General features: G+C 38.1%; 18 protein-coding genes. 12 read left to right on the forward strand and 6 right to left on the reverse strand.

Features of this window, described 5'->3' with window-relative positions; translation table 11 throughout:
- Window positions 1–3 precede the first annotated feature (3 nt).
- On the forward strand, window positions 4–918 hold the full coding sequence (porN, locus tag AC1RJ8_RS20115; RefSeq protein WP_492955334.1) for a type IX secretion system ring subunit PorN/GldN: 915 nt from the start codon (window positions 4–6) through the stop codon (window positions 916–918).
- A gap of 197 nt (window positions 919–1,115) precedes the next feature.
- Here porN and AC1RJ8_RS20120 read toward each other — a convergent pair whose 3' ends face one another.
- The 5 genes from AC1RJ8_RS20120 to porW form a co-directional block, all read right to left on the reverse strand.
- Window positions 1,116–2,483, reverse strand: coding sequence for a DNA/RNA non-specific endonuclease (locus AC1RJ8_RS20120; protein WP_492955335.1), 1,368 nt, complete (start codon window positions 2,481–2,483; stop codon window positions 1,116–1,118).
- A gap of 38 nt (window positions 2,484–2,521) precedes the next feature.
- Entirely contained in the window at window positions 2,522–2,920 is a 399-nt protein-coding gene (locus tag AC1RJ8_RS20125; RefSeq protein ID WP_492955336.1) for a nuclease A inhibitor family protein, read from the reverse strand.
- A gap of 132 nt (window positions 2,921–3,052) precedes the next feature.
- Complete coding sequence (uvrC, locus tag AC1RJ8_RS20130) at window positions 3,053–4,855, reverse strand: excinuclease ABC subunit UvrC (protein WP_492955337.1); 1,803 nt, start codon at window positions 4,853–4,855, stop codon at window positions 3,053–3,055.
- A gap of 195 nt (window positions 4,856–5,050) precedes the next feature.
- Entirely contained in the window at window positions 5,051–7,270 is a 2,220-nt protein-coding gene (locus AC1RJ8_RS20135) for a transglycosylase domain-containing protein (protein ID WP_492955338.1), read from the reverse strand.
- 106 nt (window positions 7,271–7,376) lie between these two features.
- Complete coding sequence (porW, locus tag AC1RJ8_RS20140; protein WP_492955339.1) at window positions 7,377–10,142, reverse strand: type IX secretion system periplasmic lipoprotein PorW/SprE; 2,766 nt, start codon at window positions 10,140–10,142, stop codon at window positions 7,377–7,379.
- 110 nt (window positions 10,143–10,252) lie between these two features.
- On the opposite strand from porW, the gene AC1RJ8_RS20145 reads away from it, so the two are divergent.
- The 9 genes from AC1RJ8_RS20145 to AC1RJ8_RS20185 all read left to right on the forward strand — a co-directional run bounded on the left by AC1RJ8_RS20145 (window position 10,253) and on the right by AC1RJ8_RS20185 (window position 17,680).
- Complete coding sequence (locus tag AC1RJ8_RS20145; protein ID WP_492955340.1) at window positions 10,253–10,477, forward strand: AtpZ/AtpI family protein; 225 nt, start codon at window positions 10,253–10,255, stop codon at window positions 10,475–10,477.
- A gap of 200 nt (window positions 10,478–10,677) precedes the next feature.
- The gene (locus AC1RJ8_RS20150) at window positions 10,678–11,067 is read left to right on the forward strand and encodes a hypothetical protein (protein ID WP_440826701.1); all 390 of its coding nucleotides are present in this window, start codon (window positions 10,678–10,680) and stop codon (window positions 11,065–11,067) included.
- 14 nt (window positions 11,068–11,081) lie between these two features.
- Window positions 11,082–12,212, forward strand: a complete 1,131-nt coding sequence (gene atpB, locus AC1RJ8_RS20155) for a F0F1 ATP synthase subunit A (RefSeq protein ID WP_492955341.1) — start codon at window positions 11,082–11,084, stop codon at window positions 12,210–12,212.
- 42 nt (window positions 12,213–12,254) lie between these two features.
- Entirely contained in the window at window positions 12,255–12,470 is a 216-nt protein-coding gene (atpE, locus tag AC1RJ8_RS20160; protein ID WP_056087863.1) for an ATP synthase F0 subunit C, read from the forward strand.
- An 86-nt stretch (window positions 12,471–12,556) separates the two neighbouring features.
- A complete protein-coding gene (locus tag AC1RJ8_RS20165) occupies window positions 12,557–13,051 on the forward strand; it encodes a F0F1 ATP synthase subunit B (protein ID WP_492955342.1) in 495 nt (164 codons plus the stop codon).
- Window positions 13,052–13,112: 61 nt separating this feature from the next.
- Window positions 13,113–13,652, forward strand: coding sequence for an ATP synthase F1 subunit delta (atpH, locus tag AC1RJ8_RS20170; RefSeq protein WP_492955343.1), 540 nt, complete (start codon window positions 13,113–13,115; stop codon window positions 13,650–13,652).
- A 141-nt stretch (window positions 13,653–13,793) separates the two neighbouring features.
- The gene (gene atpA, locus AC1RJ8_RS20175) at window positions 13,794–15,368 is read left to right on the forward strand and encodes a F0F1 ATP synthase subunit alpha (protein WP_492955344.1); all 1,575 of its coding nucleotides are present in this window, start codon (window positions 13,794–13,796) and stop codon (window positions 15,366–15,368) included.
- A gap of 86 nt (window positions 15,369–15,454) precedes the next feature.
- On the forward strand, window positions 15,455–16,351 hold the full coding sequence (gene atpG, locus AC1RJ8_RS20180) for an ATP synthase F1 subunit gamma (RefSeq protein WP_492955345.1): 897 nt from the start codon (window positions 15,455–15,457) through the stop codon (window positions 16,349–16,351).
- A gap of 201 nt (window positions 16,352–16,552) precedes the next feature.
- Complete coding sequence (locus AC1RJ8_RS20185) at window positions 16,553–17,680, forward strand: ATP-binding protein (protein ID WP_492955346.1); 1,128 nt, start codon at window positions 16,553–16,555, stop codon at window positions 17,678–17,680.
- Window positions 17,681–17,742: 62 nt separating this feature from the next.
- On the opposite strand, the gene AC1RJ8_RS20190 is transcribed toward AC1RJ8_RS20185, so the two are convergent.
- Entirely contained in the window at window positions 17,743–18,375 is a 633-nt protein-coding gene (locus AC1RJ8_RS20190) for a PKD domain-containing protein (RefSeq protein WP_492955347.1), read from the reverse strand.
- 174 nt (window positions 18,376–18,549) lie between these two features.
- Here AC1RJ8_RS20190 and AC1RJ8_RS20195 point away from each other — a divergent pair, with 174 nt between their 5' ends.
- Both AC1RJ8_RS20195 and AC1RJ8_RS20200 read left to right on the forward strand, forming a co-directional pair.
- Window positions 18,550–19,317, forward strand: a complete 768-nt coding sequence (locus AC1RJ8_RS20195) for a 5'-nucleotidase, lipoprotein e(P4) family (protein ID WP_492955348.1) — start codon at window positions 18,550–18,552, stop codon at window positions 19,315–19,317.
- A gap of 57 nt (window positions 19,318–19,374) precedes the next feature.
- A complete protein-coding gene (locus tag AC1RJ8_RS20200; RefSeq protein WP_029278686.1) occupies window positions 19,375–19,593 on the forward strand; it encodes a hypothetical protein in 219 nt (72 codons plus the stop codon).
- Window positions 19,594–19,814: the final 221 nt, after the last annotated feature.

Below are 19,814 nucleotides of genomic sequence, written 5' to 3' on the forward strand. Positions count from 1 at the left end.
AAGATGAAAAGGATTTTAAGTATTGCTATTTTAGTGTTGTTAACCACGTTTGCTTTTGCACAAAAAAAGCCAACCAAGTTAGCGCCGAAGAAAGCTGCGCCAGTAGTGGCTGCACCTCCTGTGGTAGATACAGTGAAAGCCCCTGTTAAAACAGCTAAAAAGAAACTTAAGGTACCACCTAAAGATGGTTTCTATGCCCGTAAGGATATTGACAGTACTGAAATGGTTCCTTTGGCAGATGTAAGAGAAGAGGATGTTTTTTATGCAAAACGGATCTGGAGAGAAATTGACTTACGTGATACGGTTAACTCAGCCTTAAAATCGCCTAAATCTCGATTAATTGATGTATTGATTGCCGCAATTAAAAAAGACGAACTGACAGCGTATTCACCAATTGATAGTGCATTGAACGAAGATGATGCTTTTCTTAACCCAATGTCTGCAGATTCTGCGGCCAAATCGGCTTTAGGAACAGCAGAGGTTTCGAACAATAAAACCGGAACGGTTACCACTGTAGTTAATGATTTTAACCCGGAGTTATTCCTGAAATTCAGAATTAAAGAAGACTGGATTTTCGATACTAAACGTTCTGTTTTTGAACCGCGTATTGTAGGTATTGCTCCATTAAAGTATAATGAGGTTTCTAAACAATGGCAACCGGTATTTTGGGTGTACTATCCGGAGGCCAGAGAGATTTTAACGAAGAAACGTTTAATCAATACCAATAACGATGCTTCAGCATTGAGCTTTGATGATTTCTTTATCCGCCGCTTATTCAGCAGCTATATTGTAAAAGAATCAAATCCCGGCGATAATAAGATCAGAGATATTATTACCGATCCTAGAGAGAGGTTATACGAATCAGAAAGGATTAAAAAATCTGTTCTTGATTACGAACAAGGTCTTTGGGAATACTAAATATTAACAAAAAGCTCCGATTTTCATCGGAGCTTTTTGTTTGTACCATATCCACTCCTTACGAACAAAAGAGTTGAGAAGAAAGGGAAGATGAGCTAATCTTAATTCTTAAACTGGCTCAGTTTGATGATGCCAATAAAAAATCGTGGCAACCCAAATTAATGGATTGCCGCGCTTTTCTTTAAAGATAAAATGTTTTATAGGTTATCTGTTGCTGATTCTATTACACTTTGGATAGCTGCAGGTACATTTGATAAAATATCGTAACCAGTTGCAGATTCTACTGCATTAACTGTTGTACGGTATGTTTTCCAATTGGTATTCAAACCATTTGTATTTGGCATATTTACTGTAATTACCCTCGTAGATGAAGTAATACGGCTTAAGTCGTTATTGCCGTTGGATAGTACTACAATAACTTTCCAGGTATTAGAAGGTACATTAACTTTACCATTGTCGATAGTATAAGTGATGCCGCCATTGCTTCCTGTACCGCCCGATCCATAAGAACCGCAAATAACATATACTTCGTTACCTGCTGTTACCAGCGAGCGGGTGTAGTTTTCAAGATCGGCCCATGGTCCTTGGTTATTATTTGGTGCCTGAGGCATCATGTTGCTCATTAAGAACGTAGAAGAATTTGCGGCTACAGAGATTGTTCTATCTGCTGATGGGCAGTTATGGCCACGATCAAAACCTGAACCTGAATAGCTGCTGCTCGATACCTGGTACCATCCAGAAGGCAAAGTATTGTCGGCTCTAAAATCGTCTTGGCGAGGAGTTGAACCCAGATCAGATGATCCAATGTGCCAGCTTACCCAATTAGGTGTAGCCCTTGTTTTGCTGTAAGAAAGTGTATAATAAGTGCGTTCCATCAGGTAATTTTCTGGATAAGAAGTGCTGGCAACAGCATTGCTTGGGTTACCCAATAAAAGGTTACTGTTATCTCCTGGTGTGGTAGGCGGATTGGTTATATCGCCAGTGGAAATACTGAAATCGTCTATGTTGATGCGGGCAGTACCGCCACTGATTTTACGGATCTGAAAACGTACATTCCCAACAATTGCAGTATTGAAGGTTACGGTTGATAATGTTGTGGTACTACTGGTAATGGTACTGCCTGATTGTAACCAGCTCGAGCCACCATCGGTAGAATACCAAAGCTGCCAGGTGCTATTGGCATCGGTACCGTATTTGGCATGGGCAATACTTACCACATCAGCTCCGTTTACGTCGAAATTCATACTCAATATACCGGTATTGCGTATTCGAACTGATTGACTGCCGTTTTTTGCATCTGCAGCAAGGTTTCCAATTAAGGCATCGTTAAGGCTCCAGCTTCCACTGCCCAAGGTTACTGATGCCGTGGCATAACTTCCTTTTGTGCCAGATTCGAAATCTTCAGGAAAACCTGCAGCAATAGCCTGTGTGCTGGCAGTAGCCGCTTTACTGTTTAATTTTTGTTCGAATAAGTTGGTTTCAGGTTGAAATTGGTTTTCTTTTTTACAGGCAGCGAGGCCAAGGCATAGGACAGCCAGTAAGCTTAATTTTTTTAATGCTTTCATGTTTAGTTTGGGATTATTTAATGGATGGGATTGATTGCTTAGGTTTCGACAGCAAATGTTTCAATAACTACACAGTTGCCATCTGGTAAATAGCCGGTAATCAGAACAGGTATTCTGCTGGCACCCTCTACTCTGATGACCTGTATGTTGGAAAGGTTTTGCTTTAATGAAGAATAAAACGCTGTTATTTTACGGGCATTTTCTACCATAGGTACATCGGCTGCATCTACCTTTGAAACGAGGTTGTTGAAAAATACAGCGTGATCCAGGAGTTTTAAATTGGATGGAGCTGAATGGTATTGAACTGCAATTTTTTGCAATAGTTCTGCAGGAGGGACTTTACCCCAGTCAGCCGCTTTAAAAGGGCTTTCTGATTCGGTAAAATACAATACACCAAGTAAAAGCTTGGTAATTGTAAACAGGATGTTGTTACTCATGTAAATTAGGGATAGATGTTTACTTGTATTAACAGTCCTAATTTATTGAAAAAAAATTTAAGGCATACCAAGAAAAGATTAATATTGTGTTAAGATTTTACACGCTGGTCTGTTGGCATTTACGGCGCAGATTTACGCTTCTTTAAAGTGTGCCAGCAAGGTAGTTACCTGCTTTTTGTTCAATACTTCTGCCAGTTCTTTCTCGGTAGCTTCTTTGATCTTTTTAACCGATTTAAAATGGGTTAGCAGTTTATCTGCAGTAGTTTTGCCTATACCTTCAATCTGCTCCAGTTCTGTTTTAAGTGTCCCCTGATCGCGTTTCTTGCGGTGGAAGGTAATTCCAAAGCGGTGGGCCTCATCACGAAGCTGCTGGATCACTTTTAAGGTTTCCGATTTTTTATCCAGATACAAAGGATAGGAATCACCAGGGTAGAATAGTTCTTCCAAACGTTTGGCAATGCCAATTACGGTAACTTTGTTTTCTATACCCAATAACTTTAAACTTTTCAGTGCCGACGAAAGCTGCCCTTTACCACCATCAATGATGATAAGCTGAGGCAAAGTCTGGTTTTCATCCAACATCCTCCTGTAACGACGGAAAACGGCTTCTTCCATGGTTGCAAAATCGTTAGGACCCTCTACCGTTTTCACGTTAAAATGGCGGTAGTCTTTTTTCGATGGTTTTGCATCTTTAAAAACAACAATCGCAGAAACCGGGTATTTGCCCTGAAAGTTGGAGTTATCAAAACATTCTATATGTTTTGGAAGCTGGGTTAAACGCAGATCTTTTTGCATGGTCGTTAAAATACGATCGGTGCGTAAATCGGGATTTAATTTTTCGTATTGATTAAGTTTCTCTTTTTTAAAGAACAATACATTCTTCTGCGAAAGCTCCAGGAGTTTTTTCTTTTCGCCAAGCTTAGGTACTGTAAATTTTAAACTTTCATCTTCTAACGACGGCTCAAAAGGAACAATAATTTCTTTCGATGTACTGTTAAATTTTGTTCTGAACTCCAACATCGCCAGCGTTAAAATCTCATCGTCACTCTCATCCAATTGTTTTTTAACCTCGATAGTCTGCGTTTGGATAATCGTTCCGTTCATCACTTTCAGGTAATTCACAAAGGCATAACGTTCATCCGATGCAATACTCACAACATCCACATTGGTAATGGCACTATTTACCACGGTAGATTTACTCTGGTATTTCTCCAGTACTTCTAACCTCCTTGCATATTGATGCGCCAGTTCGAAGTTCAGGTTTTCTGATGCCGATTTAATGACTCCTTTAACCTCGCGGATTACATTTCCGATTTTGCCATTCAGGATCTCTTTAATCTCACCTATATTTTTATCGTAGTCTGTTTCGGTCTGGTAATTCTGACAAGGACCTTTACAGTTCCCAATTTGATATTCCAAACAAACTTTAAATTTCCCTTCAGCTATATTTTTCTCCGTTAAAGGCAAACTACAGGTACGAAGGGGATAGGTTTCTTTAATCAGATCCAAAATAGTGTGCATCATGCCTATCGAACCATAAGGACCGAAATAGGTAGAACCATCTTTAATCACCTTCCTTGTCCAGTAAATACGGGGATAATTCTCATTTTTGACAATAATCCAGGGATACGTTTTATCGTCCTTTAGGTTAATGTTAAATTTTGGCTGATGCTTTTTGATTAAGCTATTTTCGAGTAACCAGGCATCAATCTCTGTATCAACAATGGTGAATGTAATTTTACGGATTTTGGAAACGAGTACCCTTGTTTTGCCATTAAACTGATTCCTGTCGCTATTGAAATAAGAACCCACACGGTTACGCAGATCTTTTGCCTTTCCAATATACATGAGCTTTCCATCGGCATCCCAATATTGGTAAACACCAGGTTTATGCGGAATTGCGGTTAATGCTGCTTTATGGTCGAAACTGCTCATTATTACAAAAATAAGATTCGGAAGGGATACTTTTGATTAAGTGGACGTCGATTTAGTGTAATTTATAATTTGGGCGTGCCCCTAAGCTGCGCAAAGGGTCAGGCTATCCGCTCCAATCTTTTGTTCCCTTTCGGCTGCGCTCAGGGCGACAACAAAAGGATTTCCACTGCTATCCTTCAGGCAAATCCTAAAGCATTAAAAGCCTAATTTCTCATCCAATTCGGTTGCGCCTTCTTCCTGTTGCTGGTATTGGTTGCAATCGTAGGTGATGGAAATGCCAGATTTTGGTGCCTCAAAATCAGCATGACTAATTTTTAAGGCCGGATTGGCATATACCCTTTTGATAAAACCTGCAAAAATTGGCAACGCGGTATTGGCACCTTCACCCTGGTTGGTGCTGATAAAGTGGAATGCCCTATCCTCACAGCCAGTCCATATACCTGTTACCAATTGAGGGGTAATGGCCATAAACCAACCATCTGAATTATTTTGGGTAGTACCTGTTTTAGCCCCGATAGGTGCGTTTACTTTGTATTTATAATTCAACCTCGATCCGGTTCCGTTAGTGACTACACCTTTAAGCATTCTGGTCATTACATAGGCAACCTCTTCGCTCATGATCGGTTTTGGTATTTCCTTTTGAGAAAATAACACTACACCATTTTTATCTTCTATCCTTAATAGATAAATCGGCTTGGTATAGGTTCCTTTGTTTGCAAAAGCGCCATAAGCGCCTACCATATTGTAAACAGATGAATCGAAAGTACCTAAACAGATGGAAGGAAATGCCGGAACATTAGGAATCCCCATTTTGGTTGCCAATGTTGATACTGCAACCGGGCCAACCTGTTTCATTAAATAGGCGGTAACATAATTTTGAGAGTAAGCCAGGGCTTTTTGTAAAGTAATGCTGCCTGGCAGTGGTTTGCCCGAATTTCTTGGCGTCCATGGTTCTCCATAGCCATCTATCGTTACTGGTACATTTGGTACAGTGTAGCAAGGAGAATAACCATTTTCAATTGCTACGGCATAGGTGAACGGCTTCGCAGTTGAGCCTACCTGCCTGGTTCCCATTTTAACCTGATCGTATTTAAAATGTTCGTAATTAATCCCTCCAACCCACGCTTTCACATGCCCATTGGTTGGGTCCATGGTCATCATCGCATTACGCAACAGCATTTTGTAGTAGCGAACGGAGTCGATCGGTTTCATTACTGTATCAATATTGCCTTTCCAGGTAAAAATGGTCATTTCTGTTCTGGTATTGAAATCATCTTTGATTTCATCTTCTGATTTACCTTCCAGTTTTAACGATTTGTAACGATCAGAGCGTTTAATACCCTGTTCAATCTGTAAAGCTTTATCCTTAAACGGGTTTCTGCCTTTCCAGCTGGCAATAAACTGGGCCTGTAACACTTTCATGTATTCTTTTTGTGCTTCTTCGGCATATACCTGCATATCATAATTCAATGTGGTATAAATTTTCAAACCATCGCGGTCTAAGTCGTAAGGTGTGCCATCGGGTTTGGTAATCGACTGCTCCTGAAAAATGTTTTTGATATCATTCTTCAATACCGAACGGAAATATGGTGCAATACCATCATTAACGGTTGCTGCATTAAAATGCAGGTTTAAGGGTTTCTCTTTTTGTTCGTCAAATTCCTGTTGGGTTAAGAGCTCAGATTTAACCATCATGGCCATTACAGTATTTCTACGGTCTCTCGAGCGCTCAGGATGACGCGTTGGCGAATACATGGTAATTCCTTTTTGCATGCCCACCAAAGTTGCTGCCTGTGTTAAGGTTAATTTATCGGGCGTGGTATTGAAATAAACCCTTGCTGCCGATTTTATGCCATAAGCCTGGTTACCAAAATCGACCGTATTTAAGTACATCGTGATAATTTCCTCCTTGGTATAGTTACGCTCTAGTTTAACGGCAACAATCCACTCTTTAAACTTGGTTAACACGAGGGAGAAAAAATTCAGGTTCGATTCTCTTGGGAAAAGATTTTTAGCCAATTGCTGTGTAATGGTACTTGCACCCTGCTTTTTGCCGATTAAATTATAACCGATAATAGTGAAGGTACGTTTGAAATCTATACCTGAATGTTCTTTAAAGCGGGTATCTTCTGTGGCAATTAGCCCATTGATTACGTTTTCCGAAATATCTTTATAAGTAACATTCGACCTATTCTGAACAAAATAGGTGCCTAATGGCCGGCCGTCTTCCGCAATAATTTCTGAAGCCTGATTACTTTTTGGGTGTTCAATATCCCTGAAAGAGGGCAGCGCACCAAAAAGGCCCAACCCGATCATGGAAATGAAAATGGCAAACAGGGCAATTCCCCCGATCAGAATTTTCCAGATGACTAAACTATATCTTTTTGTTTCTTGTGCAGAAAGGGACTTATTCATTTTGTGTTGTTATTTTCCAATCATCTCCAGAATAGAAGATTTGGATGCAAATTTATTAATTTTTTATAGAATCGATTTTTAGCCTCAAGCTTAAAATATTCTACACTTACTTATAAGTGTCTTTTAAAAACTCCAGATATTCGTTAATCCGCGATCGGTCTGTTAGCTTTTCGAAGTTTTCTTTGCTGATGATAAAGCCCTTATATAGGTTAGCTGGAACTTTCATAATGTTCTTTAACTGGCCTGTAATGCTTGATTCGTAAATTTTGGCGTCTTCAAGATCGATAAAACTCGTAATGTAAATCAGCTGGTCGTTATCTAACTCTACCAATTTATGTTCCAAATCATTATCGGGATAATTGCCACGGTTAAACTGGCCTATTCCAAAACGCGATGAACTTAAAGTTAAAGTTGCGTCGGCAACGTCGATCACATAATAATACTCTTCTGATTTAGCTGCACTAAAAATGCTGGCCGGTTTGGTAGGATCGACCGGTTTAACCTCAGCAGGTTTAGATACCGTGGTAGGCGCTGTTGTTTTTACAGTGGCATTGTCGGTTACTAAAGGTTTTGTTGGCACAGCAATTGGCGTAGCCTGACTTACAAAACGTGGCGCATTGGCATCAAAATCAATAAGTGCAAGCGGTCGTTGTTTAAACTCTTCCAAATTTGCCTCAATATATTTTAAATGATCGCGGACTAATGGGGTAATAATTTTGTCGTTTGGATAAAGCGTGGTAATCAAATTAAATTCGGTAAGCAGGGCATCAACTTTAGCCGTGCGGCCGATAGCAATTGCTTTTAAATAGGCATATTGTGGTGCTAAATCATTGTTAGGGAAAGCGGTAATGTTATCATCAGCCTGTTTTACCACATTTGCATAATCTTTTTTCGCATAGGCATCAAAGGCCACATTGTAGTTGTTGTTGGCAATGTTTTCTATCTCTGTTTGTTTGGCCGAATAGGAGGGATCTAAAATGTTCTTGGCAAAATTAGATTCAGGGAATTTAGTTAGCACCAATTGTTTGTACTGATCTGATTTTACTTCATCAATACCCTTGTAATTTAGATGCAAACTGTAATATATGGCAACCAAGTGGTTATTGTCCGGATATCTTTTAATCAGTTCCAGATAAATCTTATTTGCTTCTGCTTTGTCGTTTAGCTCTTGTTGGTAGAAGCTGGCAATCTCAAAATAAGCATCAATGATTTTTTGATCGGAGGTAGCCAATAGTGCCGGAGTGGTTGGCAAGCCATCCAAAAACTGTTTTTCTAATGTGGTTTGGTCTACAGCTGTTTGATTCGTTTCTCCATTTGCAGGCGTTATTCCGGTGGCTACATTTCCTCCTGCCAAAACCTGATTGGTTTCCTGGGCAGAAGACCGGATGCTTTGTCTCCAGTTATCTTCCAGCTGCCTGTTGCCCCACCGTTTTTTGAAATCGCCAAAGCCATTGCTTATTGCCGCATTATTGTTAAAATAAAAGGTATTCCCTGCAGTATTATTCGAAGCATTTAACGATCGATTAGGGAAATCCGGATCATTTAAATATTGATTGCTGATTACCCCTCCGGTATTGCTCACTTCAACTTTAGGTGTTAAATATGCTTTAACCTTAGCCTCACGCTCGCCTGTAGGAAGTTTAGCTATCGCTTGGGCGGTATCTTCCTTGGCAATAATAGTATACCTATCAGTTAAATATTTCAGGTTATCAGCCTTTTTAACAATGTTATTGTAGTCAGGAAAGTTTTTTGGTAAAATCATCACTGTACTATCGTAATACAGTTTTGCTTTAATGTAGTTGTTAAACTCTTTAAAGTTTAAGTCGGCAATTCTTAAATAAGACAACGCCTTTTGAGTTTGGTTTCTGGTACTTTTTGCAACTGATTTGTGGTAGTTTTCTTCAGCTTTTGCAAAGTTTCCTTCGGAGGAGAAAAGTTCTCCAACCTGGTAATAAATCTGATCGGTATAATCGAAATTCTTATCGTCTTTTAATAAAGCAAGCAGCTGTTCTTCCTTATTGAGTTTTACACCACTGAGCAATGCCTTTAGTTTAATGCGGTTTAAATTGGCATGAAAATACATCTCAAACGGTGCATTGCTTTTTTCAACCTTGGTGAAGTTTGCATAAGCGTCCTGAAGATTTTTTTCTTTCTCCTGCAACTGCGCAAGGATAAAGCGCCATCTTATACGCAGCTGTTTTTCGGCTGGAAGGGCAATTGCCGATTCTAAAAACAGGATGGCTTCTTTATTGCGTTTCTGATAAATGCGCATCTGAGCGGCAGTGGCCAAGGGTTCTGCCAGATCTTTTTTTAACTCATCAGACGCACGCAACATGGTATCAAGAATTTTATCGGCAAGCACCATATTGTTTAATTGCATTTGGCTACGCGCTTTCCAGTTCATCGCCATAACGAATGTCTTTAAATCGTTATTATAGGTTTTTGCCGTATAATCGAAATATTCTGATGCGATAAAATAATTGCCTTTTAAATAATTTGCTTTACCCAAAAGCATATAGGCATCATCAATATAGTTACTAAAACTTTTATCGTTTATAACGGTTTGTCCTTTTGTAATTACTTCATCAAGCTGTTTATTGGCCATTCCTGGTGTAAGCACCAGATTTACCTGTGGCTCTGGATCGAGGTAAACGGGCAGGGTTTTCTCATAATTATCGGCATAACTTTGTAATAGGCGCTCATTGTACTCGGTTAATAAAACATTGGAGTTGTAGATATAGTTATATCTTGCCGTTAAGTTTTGAAACCTGCGATCTACTGCTGTATCTTTATTTGCGACACAGCCATAAATAAGGAGGACACTAAAAAAGATGAAGAAGGGATTTAAGTTTTTGCTAGCGTAATTTTTCAAGTATGATAAATCTCTTAGGTGGATATACAATAAACAATATATGTAGAAAAATATTTTATTTGGCAACAAATTTTAATTATTCAAAGTTAATTTAATTATTGCATTAACAAATGGAAAATCCGAAAGAAGAAAATACAAAGAAAAAGGTAAATGCAGCCGCCAAATATTCTGCCATTGGCTTCCAGATGATTGCTACCATTGGCCTGCTCACTTTTATTGGCTATAAGATTGACGAGCATAGAAACAGCAAAACTAATTTAATTACTGCTGCTTTTGCTTTAGCGGGGGTAGGGATTGCGTTATACCAGGCCATTAGGCAGGCCACTAAGCCGTAAGTTTTCAGTTGGCAGTTTTCAATTTTCAGTTGGCAGTTAACAATTGGCAGCTTACAGTTCAGCCCTTGCTTCAGTTAACCAGTTAACCAATTCGACAGTTAAGCAATTAATCAACCTTATAATAATTCTCCTTTGCACTACTTACTTGATACTAAAAACCTTATCTTTGCAAAAGTTTTTATCTGCTAAGAAATTATACATTGACTCTAGCCAAATTTACCAGTATCTATTTCATTTTTGTAGGCCTTTTAATAGGCGTAATTGCCGTTTTACCTGTCGTATTTCCTGATAAACAATTGTTTGTAAATAACTTTTGGGTAATGTTTGGCTTTTTGGCCGGCATCACTTATGTAGCTTATATGCTTGTGGATATCGGTGTAAAACGCGATCCTGAAGTAGGTGTGATGGCAATTATGGGATCAATTGCTGTGAAGATGATTTTTTGTATGGCTTTTGTGTTGATTTACAGTATAAAAGCGAAGGGAATTGGGCTTGTATTTCTGCTTAATTTTTTTTCTTTATATTTATTGTTTACGGCCTTTGAAATTTACTGTTTGTTACGTAACTTGCGCCACCAAAATTTAAAGTAAAAAACTGCCAATAAATGGATTGTAACCAAGTTTTTGTGTCGAAAGTTAAAAGACTAATTGTTGTTTTTACGCTTTTAATCGCGTTTTTATCTATCAAAATTGATACTTTCGCCCAGGTTGATAGCGCTGTTGTTCCTGTTGATAGTGTTGTAGCCGGATCTGCCGAAGCGGTTTCTGGTGAGCATGGCGCTGCTAAACATGGTGAAGAAAAATTCGAGCCAACTAAGGTAATTATGGAACACATTGCCGATTCGCATATGTGGCACCTTTGGGGGCATACTTCGTTGCCTCTTCCTGTAATTTTATATACGGCTAACGGTTTAGAGTTCTTCTCTTCTGGTCACTTCCATCATGGTGAACATGATTATAACGGTAAATACAATAATTATCGTTTAGAAGAAGACCATATTAAAGTGGTTGGTGCTGATGGAAAGATTGATGAAGAAGCAAGTAAATCTGTTATAGATTTCTCCATCACTAAAAACGTTGCAGCAATGTTTGTAGCGATTTTAGTAATCTTAATCGTATTCATTTCAGTCGCTAGCGCATATAAGAAACGCGTTGGTAAAGCACCAAAGGGTTTACAATCTCTGGTTGAGCCGATTATTGTATTTGTAAGGGATGACATTGCTAAGCCAAACATCGGCCACAAATACGCAAAGTTTATGCCTTATTTACTAACTGTGTTCTTCTTTATATGGTTTAATAACTTGTTGGGATTGATTCCGATTTTTCCAGGTGGCGCTAACGTAACGGGTAATATTGCCTTAACTTTTGTAATGGCATTGGGTACTTTAATTATTGTTAACATTAACGGTAACAAGTACTATTGGAAACATATTTTGTTACCTGATGTACCATGGTGGTTGTATCCGATTATGATTCCTGTAGAGTTAATTGGTATCATTTCTAAACCTTTCGCTTTAATGATTCGTTTGTTTGCTAACATTACGGCAGGTCACATTATCGTATTAAGTTTAATTTCCTTAATATTTATTTTCGAAACAGCTTGGATTTCTCCAGTTTCAGTTGCATTCGTGGTATTCATGGATATATTGGAGTTGTTGGTAGCATTTTTACAAGCCTTTATTTTTACATTACTAACTGCCCTTTTTATTGGTATGGCAGTAGAAGAACATCATTAACAGAAAACTATTTTTTACAAATTAATATAAATTAAATTAGTTATGGTAGGTTCAATCGCGGCAATCGGTGCCGGTTTAGCAGTAATCGGTGCAGGTATCGGTATCGGTCAAGTAGGTGGTAAAGCAATGGAAGGTATTGCTCGTCAACCAGAAGCTGCATCAAAAATTCAGACTGCAATGATTATCGCTGCTGCCCTTATTGAGGGTGCTGCTTTATTCGGTGTGGTAGTTGCATTATTAGGTAACAATCCTCAATAATTCAAACTGAAAAATTTTGGTAGGGTATTTAACGATTGGTTATTTACCCTACCTTATAAAGTATTAAGAATAAAAAATTAGATAAAATGGAATTAGTAACCCCAAGTATAGGTTTGGTTTTTTGGACCGCTTTAGCATTCATCTGCTTATTGATCTTACTTAGAAAATTTGCATGGAAACCTATTTTAGGTGCAATTCACGAACGTGAGCAAAGCATTGATGAGGCCCTTAACAAAGCTGAATTAGCCAAACAAGAAATGGCTCGTTTAACCAGCCAAAATCAAGATTTGATGCAACAGGCCCGTGCAGAACGTGATGAGATTTTAAAGGAAGCTAAAACTTTAAAGGATGGTATTTTAAACGAAGCTAAAAAACAAGCCCAGGTTGAAGGTGCTAAATTGATCGAGAAAGCTAAAATCGAAATCGAGAACCAAAAGAAAGCAGCTTTAGCTGAAGTTAAAGACCAGGTTTCTTCATTATCATTAGAAATTGCAGAACGTGTTTTACGTACGCAATTGGATGATAAGGCAAAACAAGAAACTTTAGTAGCTAACTTGTTAAAAGACGTTGAATTAAACTAAGCGTATTGCGTAAAGCGATAAGCGTATTAAACGCCAGCCGCTAAACGCCAACCCAAAAGATATGTCAGAAATTAAAGTTGCAAGCAGATACGCCAAATCATTAATAGACCTAGCCGTTGAAAACAATGCGCTAGAGGATTCTTATAATGATATGGTTTTGTTTGAGAAAGTGGTTGATGAAACCCCTGAACTAGAAGCAATATTAAAAAACCCGATTGTACCTTTAGATAAAAAAACGGGTATTTTGAACGGTATTTTTGCTGATAAAGTAAGTAAACTAACCATCTCGTTTTTCAAGATTGTAGTAAACAAAGGCCGTTCGGCGATTTTATTTGCCACTGCTAAACAGTTCGTTCAACAATATAACCTAATTAAAGGTATTGTTACTGCTGATGTAACTACAGCAAGTGCGCTAAGCCCTGCGGCTAAAGAGCAGATTATTGCGATTGTTAAAAGAGAATTAAACGCCAACCAGGTTATTGTTAACGAAAAAATTAACGAAAAATTAATTGGTGGATTTATATTAAAAGTTGGTGATAAGCAATTTGATGCTAGTATTGCCAGCGGTTTAAGTAAACTAAAAAAAGAATTTGCGCAGTAAGCGCGTGGCGATAAATGTATAGCGGAAAACGCCATGCACCAAACGCCAAATAAAAAAGTATTGCGATAAGCGGATGGCGAATAAATGCCAAGCGCCATGCGCTAAGCACTAAACATTTACAAAAAGATATAAAGTAAAATTATGGTAGAGGTAAGACCAGACGAAGTATCGGCAATTATCAGACAGCAATTGGCGGGCTTCAAATCAGAAACCGAACTGGAAGAAGTTGGTACCGTGTTGCAAGTGGGCGACGGTATTGCCCGTGTTTACGGTTTAACTAAAGTTCAATCGGGAGAATTAGTTGAATTTGCAAACGGCCTACAAGGTATCGTATTAAACCTTGAAGAAGATAACGTTGGTGTGGTACTTTTAGGTGCTTCAGACGAGATCAAAGAAGGTGATACGATTAAACGTACCAAAAAAATTGCCTCTATTAAAGTTGGTGAAGGTATGCTTGGCCGCGTAGTGAACACTTTAGGTGAGCCTTTAGATGGTAAAGGCCCAATCTTAGGTGAAACTTACGAAATGCCTTTAGAGCGTAAAGCACCAGGTGTAATTTATCGTCAGCCGGTAAATGAGCCTTTACAAACTGGTATTAAAGCAATTGATGCAATGATTCCAATCGGTCGTGGTCAACGTGAGTTGGTTATTGGCGACCGTCAGATTGGTAAAACTGCCGTTTGTATCGATACTATTATCAACCAAAAAGAATTTTATGAAGCAGGCCAGCCTGTGTTCTGTATTTATGTTGCTATCGGTCAGAAAAACTCAACTGTAGCTAACATTGTACGTACATTAGAAGAAAACGGCGCTTTACCATATACAGTTGTTGTTGCCGCTTCGGCTGCAGATCCTGCTCCAATGCAGTTCTATGCGCCGTTTGCAGGTGCTGCAATTGGTGAGTTTTTCCGCGATACAGGTAGACCAGCTTTAATTGTTTATGATGATTTATCTAAACAAGCTGTAGCTTACCGTGAGGTATCGTTATTACTTCGTCGTCCACCGGGCCGTGAAGCTTATCCGGGTGATGTTTTCTACTTACATAGTCGTTTGTTAGAAAGAGCTGCGAAAATCAACTCTAACGATGATATCGCAAAAGCGATGAACGATTTGCCTGAATCGATTAAACATATCGTTAAAGGCGGTGGTTCATTAACAGCTTTACCGATTATCGAAACTCAGGCAGGTGACGTATCAGCATATATCCCAACCAACGTAATTTCGATTACTGATGGTCAGATTTTCTTAGAATCGAACTTGTTCAACTCAGGTATCCGTCCGGCAATTAACGTAGGTATCTCGGTATCACGTGTGGGTGGTAATGCACAGATCAAATCGATGAAAAAAGTAGCGGGTACTTTAAAATTAGATCAGGCTCAATACCGCGAGTTAGAGGCTTTCTCTAAATTCGGTTCTGATTTAGATGCTGCAACGAAATCGGTTTTAGATAAAGGTGCACGTAACGTAGAAATGTTGAAACAAGCACAGTTCTCTCCATTTACAGTAGAGAAACAAGTGGCAATTGTTTATGCAGGTACTAAAAACTTAATGCGTAGTGTTCCGGTTAACAAGGTTAAAGAATTTGAAACTGAATTCTTAACGCAATTGGAGTTACGTCATCCAGAAACTTTAGCTGCATTAAAAGCTGGTAAATTTGATGATAGCATTACTGGTGTTTTAGATACAGTAGCAAAAGAGATTTCAAGTAAATACTAATTAGATACAAGTAGCGGGTATCAAGTATCAAGATATGTGAACAATCCAATCTTGATACTTGATACTTAATACTCGATACTTAAAAAATGGCTAATTTAAAAGAAGTAAGAAACCGGATTGCATCGGTACAATCAACACAGCAGATTACCAAGGCTATGAAAATGGTTTCGGCAGCAAAGTTGAAACGTGCTACTAATGCAATTATCGCTTTACGTCCTTATGCAACTAAACTGAAAGAGATTTTAGGTAATCTATCGGCAAGTTTAGAAGGGTCTTCATCGCCTTTTATCCAAGAGCGTGAGCCCAATAAGGTTTTAATTGTTACTGTATCATCAAACCGTGGTTTGGCTGGTGCTTTTAACATGAACGTAATTAAAGCGGCCAACAATTTAATTGCTGAAAAATATAGCGAACAGTTGAAAAACGGTAATGTGAGCATTATTTCTATCGGTAAGAAAACTCAAGACTTTTACGAAAAACGTAAATACAACGTTATTGGCAATAATAACGAAGTATACTCGGCTTTAACTTTCGAAAACGTAACCAAAATCACCGATGTGATTATGGCTGGTTTTATTAAGGGTGAGTTTGATAAAGTAGAAGTAGTTTATAACCGTTTTAGAAACGCAGCAGTACAATTTATTACTACAGAGCAGTTGTTGCCTTTACCTAAAGCAGAACAAGCCCCGGCTGATCTAAAAACAGATAAGAAAACAACAAATGTTGACTATATCTTAGAGCCTTCTCAAGAAGAAATTGTAGAGCAGTTAATTCCTAAATCAATTAAAATTCAGTTATATAAAGCCGTTTTAGATTCTCACGCTTCTGAGCACGGTGCGCGTATGACATCAATGGATAAAGCAACTGAAAATGCCGGAGAATTATTGAAAGCCTTAAAACTTTCATACAACCAGGCACGTCAGGCAGCAATTACAACTGAGTTAACTGAGATTGTAAGTGGTGCGGCAGCATTGAATGGATAAGATCAGGCCTAGAGTCGGAAGTCTTTAGTCAACAGTCAAAATTATCAAAGCCCATTTCTGAATTGAAATGGGCTTTTTTATGGCCTATATTGAAGTAAATCCAAAATTATTATGTTTTTTATGGATTGTAATCCAAAATTATTATGTTTTTTATGGATTGTAATCCAAAATTATTATACTTTTGTATAGTAAATATTTGCTATGATTGTTAGGAAACAATTGGATTATGCCTCTGCAAGGCTCTTTAAGGGAAAAGCGTTTATTATATTTGGCCCAAGGCAAACCGGTAAAACTACTTTCGTAGAACAGTTGCTCGCCAAAGTGGATAAAAGGACATTGTACCTGAACGGAGATGATGCAGATGTGAGGGAAGCTTTAGCCAAGCCCAATGCAACACAGATTGCGCGGATGCTCGGTGATTATGAGGTGCTTTTTATTGATGAAGCCCAGCGAATCACTGATGTTGGCTTATTAATTAAAATTATCGTCGATCGCTTTAACAAAGTTCAGGTTATCGCTACAGGTTCGTCGGCTTTTGAGTTGTCTGGAAAGATTAACGAGCCTTTAACTGGCAGAAAATACGAGATGATGCTTTTGCCTTTTTCGTATGCGGAACTGGTAAACGATACCGATTTTCTTACCGAAGAGAGATCATTAGAACAGCGTTTGATTTATGGTTCTTATCCCGAAATAATTAATGATCCTCAAAATGCAGAAGAACATTTAAAACTGCTTGCTGACAGTTATTTATATAAAGACCTATTTGCCTTGGAAGAAGTGAAAAAGCCCTTACTGTTCGAAAAAATTGTAAAGGCTTTAGCTTTACAGGTCGGGAGCGAGGTTAATTTCTCTGAACTGGCACAGTTGGTTAAAGCTGATCAAAAAACGGTAGATAAATATATCAATTTACTTGAAAAATCTTTTGTGATTTTTACATTACCAGCATTTGCAGGCAATGTGCGTAATGAAATCAAAAAGAATAAGAAAATCTATTTTTATGATACTGGTATTGTGAATGCTATTACGCGTAATTTTAATTCAATAGCTAACAGAAATGATGTAGGTGCATTGTTTGAGAATTATATGATTGCGGAGCGGATGAAGTTTTTACATCAGCATCAAATGGAAGCAGATTGCTTTTTTTGGCGCACTACACAGCAGCAAGAAATCGATTATGTTGAAAAAACGAAAGATAAATTTTTAGCTGTTGAGTTTAAATGGAACGAAAGGAGCAAAAATAAAATTCCTACAACTTTTACACAAGCTTATCCAGAAGCAGAAACGCTAATCTTATCAAAAACCGATAGGGGAAGCTTTCTGAATGGTTAAATCTTTATAACAAAAAAGCCAGTCTCGATTAAGGAACGGGCTTTTTTGTTTTAAACCGATTGTTATAAATTCCCAAGTGTAGAACTAATTCCTAGCTCCCCATGTGCGCCAAGTTGAATTTTAGTATTGTTATCTACCGAGAGGATGTTATGCATAGAATCTTTTTGCCAAAACATATCATCAAAACGAAAAGCTTTTCCTTTCGCAATACCACTAATGTTTGTAAGCTGCAATAAATTTCCTGTAGCCTGTAATTTAACATAAATAGTATCTGAGAGTCCATTTGGCTTTAATACCGACCTTACTGTATTAACAGGTAGGTTGACATAAGAATTCAGATCTAAGTCGAAGGTGCTGTTATTTTTAATCTGATAACTGATATCCCCGGGAAGTACCCTTACTTTGATCTTACTAGTCTTGTTGTAAACGGTCAAAGTCACTTCAAAGATGCCAGAAGTTTTGTACTGATGTTCAGTTTTACTCCCTTTGGTTTCAATAGTTCCATCGCCATAATTCCAAATATAATTACCACCTGCGGTTGCATCTTTTGCATTAAGTTCAATGGATTGCGTTAAATACAATGACTTTTTATTAATGTTAAAATCGGTTGTACTAATTTCTGGATTTGGTTGTTTCTTGCAGGCTGCAAAGAAAAGTAGGGCAATAGCTATCCCTAGTAAACTTTTGATTTTCATATTTTTGATTTTATTTGTGTGTTTTCAAAGCTAATAAATTCTATAACTAAAAAGTTAATAGATTAAATTATTCACGATTTTTTTCCCCTGTATTTATTGAGACATGATTTAAATGATGTTTAAATGAATGCTGCATCACAGGAGTTTAATATCTTTGGGCATTAATTCCAAATCATGAAAAAATACCTGTTCATCGTTATATCGTTTTTGCTGCCAATTTTTGCTGTAGCCCAAAATCCTGCCCGTGATTATACCAATGCAGTGCTTTGGCAGCAAACATCTGGCGAGTATAGGGCGTTATGCTTTCAGGCTTATAATTTTGCCCGTTTATCATTAAAGGAAGCTTTATGGGCTGATACCAGTAAGAAGCCAAATTGTGTGATCGTTGATATAGACGAGACGGTTTTGGACAACTCTGCTTTTCAGGGACATGAAATTAAAAAAGGCCTGAGTTATGTACCAGAAGATTGGACGGAATGGACAAACCTGGCCAAAGCCGATACCGTTCCCGGTGCTTTAGCTTTTTTAAAATTTGCAGCATCAAAGCATATCGAAACTTTTTATGTGAGCAACCGCGATGAAAAGGATTATACCGCAACATTGAAGAATCTTCAACATTATGGCTTTCCATATGCCGATGATGCGCATTTAGTGGTATCGAAAGGAACATCAAATAAAGAACCGCGCCGCCAGAAAATTACTGAAACGCATAATATTCTCCTGTTATGTGGCGATAATTTAAGCGATTTCAGCAATATTTTTTATCGCGAAAATAAAAATACCCTTGAACAGGTAAACACAAATCAGCACCTGTTTGGAACAAAGTATATCGTGTTGCCAAACCCCATGTATGGCGATTGGGAAAAGCCTTTGTATCAGGGAGAAAAACTTAGTGATAAAGATAAAGCGAAACAAAGATTAGAACGATTAAAAAGTTATTAAGTTTTATAATTATTCAGCAATAAGTATTACTTTTGCAGCATCATAAAAATAAATATTATGGAGAACAACGAATTAAAGCACAATACAGAAAGTATGAAAACGGCTAACCAGCCAGGAATTTATAAATTAATGATTTTTGGTGTACTGGTTTGCATGGTGGGTACTTATGCACGTTTCGCTTATGATTCGTGGCAAGTATCTTTAGCATCCTGGATTGTTTTGTTCATCGGCGCAATTATTGCCATTAAAGGTGTATTCAAAATATTAGACGCATAAGCGTTCTACTATCAAAATATAAAGCCGGTCATGTTCATTCATGACCGGCTTTTTTGTTTATAGGCACAAATCCATCAGATTTTAAGTCCTGCAGCCCTCATTGAGGTCATTAGAAATGATATTACTTTCTTTTTTGAAAAGCAAATTCAGAAGCATTTAGGTTACAGCAGTCCCGCCATTTGCTTTAGCCCTGATGAAGAATCAGGGGCTATCGCGACTGT

It is taken from the genome of Pedobacter sp. GW822-FHT03F06, assembly GCF_058801365.1.

Excerpts from the sequence above, each read along its gene's own strand:
- porN (WP_492955334.1), top strand. The coding sequence starts at position 4 with ATGAAAAGGATTTTAAGTATTGCTATTTTAGTGTTGTTAACCACGTTT.
- AC1RJ8_RS20120 (WP_492955335.1), bottom strand. The coding sequence starts at position 2,483 with ATGAAAGCATTAAAAAAATTAAGCTTACTGGCTGTCCTATGCCTTGGC.
- AC1RJ8_RS20125 (WP_492955336.1), bottom strand. The coding sequence starts at position 2,920 with ATGAGTAACAACATCCTGTTTACAATTACCAAGCTTTTACTTGGTGTA.
- uvrC (WP_492955337.1), bottom strand. The coding sequence starts at position 4,855 with ATGAGCAGTTTCGACCATAAAGCAGCATTAACCGCAATTCCGCATAAA.
- AC1RJ8_RS20135 (WP_492955338.1), bottom strand. The coding sequence starts at position 7,270 with ATGAATAAGTCCCTTTCTGCACAAGAAACAAAAAGATATAGTTTAGTC.
- AC1RJ8_RS20145 (WP_492955340.1), top strand. The coding sequence starts at position 10,253 with ATGGAAAATCCGAAAGAAGAAAATACAAAGAAAAAGGTAAATGCAGCC.
- atpB (WP_492955341.1), top strand. The coding sequence starts at position 11,082 with ATGGATTGTAACCAAGTTTTTGTGTCGAAAGTTAAAAGACTAATTGTT.
- atpE (WP_056087863.1), top strand. The coding sequence starts at position 12,255 with ATGGTAGGTTCAATCGCGGCAATCGGTGCCGGTTTAGCAGTAATCGGT.
- AC1RJ8_RS20165 (WP_492955342.1), top strand. The coding sequence starts at position 12,557 with ATGGAATTAGTAACCCCAAGTATAGGTTTGGTTTTTTGGACCGCTTTA.
- atpH (WP_492955343.1), top strand. The coding sequence starts at position 13,113 with ATGTCAGAAATTAAAGTTGCAAGCAGATACGCCAAATCATTAATAGAC.
- atpA (WP_492955344.1), top strand. The coding sequence starts at position 13,794 with ATGGTAGAGGTAAGACCAGACGAAGTATCGGCAATTATCAGACAGCAA.
- atpG (WP_492955345.1), top strand. The coding sequence starts at position 15,455 with ATGGCTAATTTAAAAGAAGTAAGAAACCGGATTGCATCGGTACAATCA.
- AC1RJ8_RS20185 (WP_492955346.1), top strand. The coding sequence starts at position 16,553 with ATGATTGTTAGGAAACAATTGGATTATGCCTCTGCAAGGCTCTTTAAG.
- AC1RJ8_RS20190 (WP_492955347.1), bottom strand. The coding sequence starts at position 18,375 with ATGAAAATCAAAAGTTTACTAGGGATAGCTATTGCCCTACTTTTCTTT.
- AC1RJ8_RS20195 (WP_492955348.1), top strand. The coding sequence starts at position 18,550 with ATGAAAAAATACCTGTTCATCGTTATATCGTTTTTGCTGCCAATTTTT.
- AC1RJ8_RS20200 (WP_029278686.1), top strand. The coding sequence starts at position 19,375 with ATGGAGAACAACGAATTAAAGCACAATACAGAAAGTATGAAAACGGCT.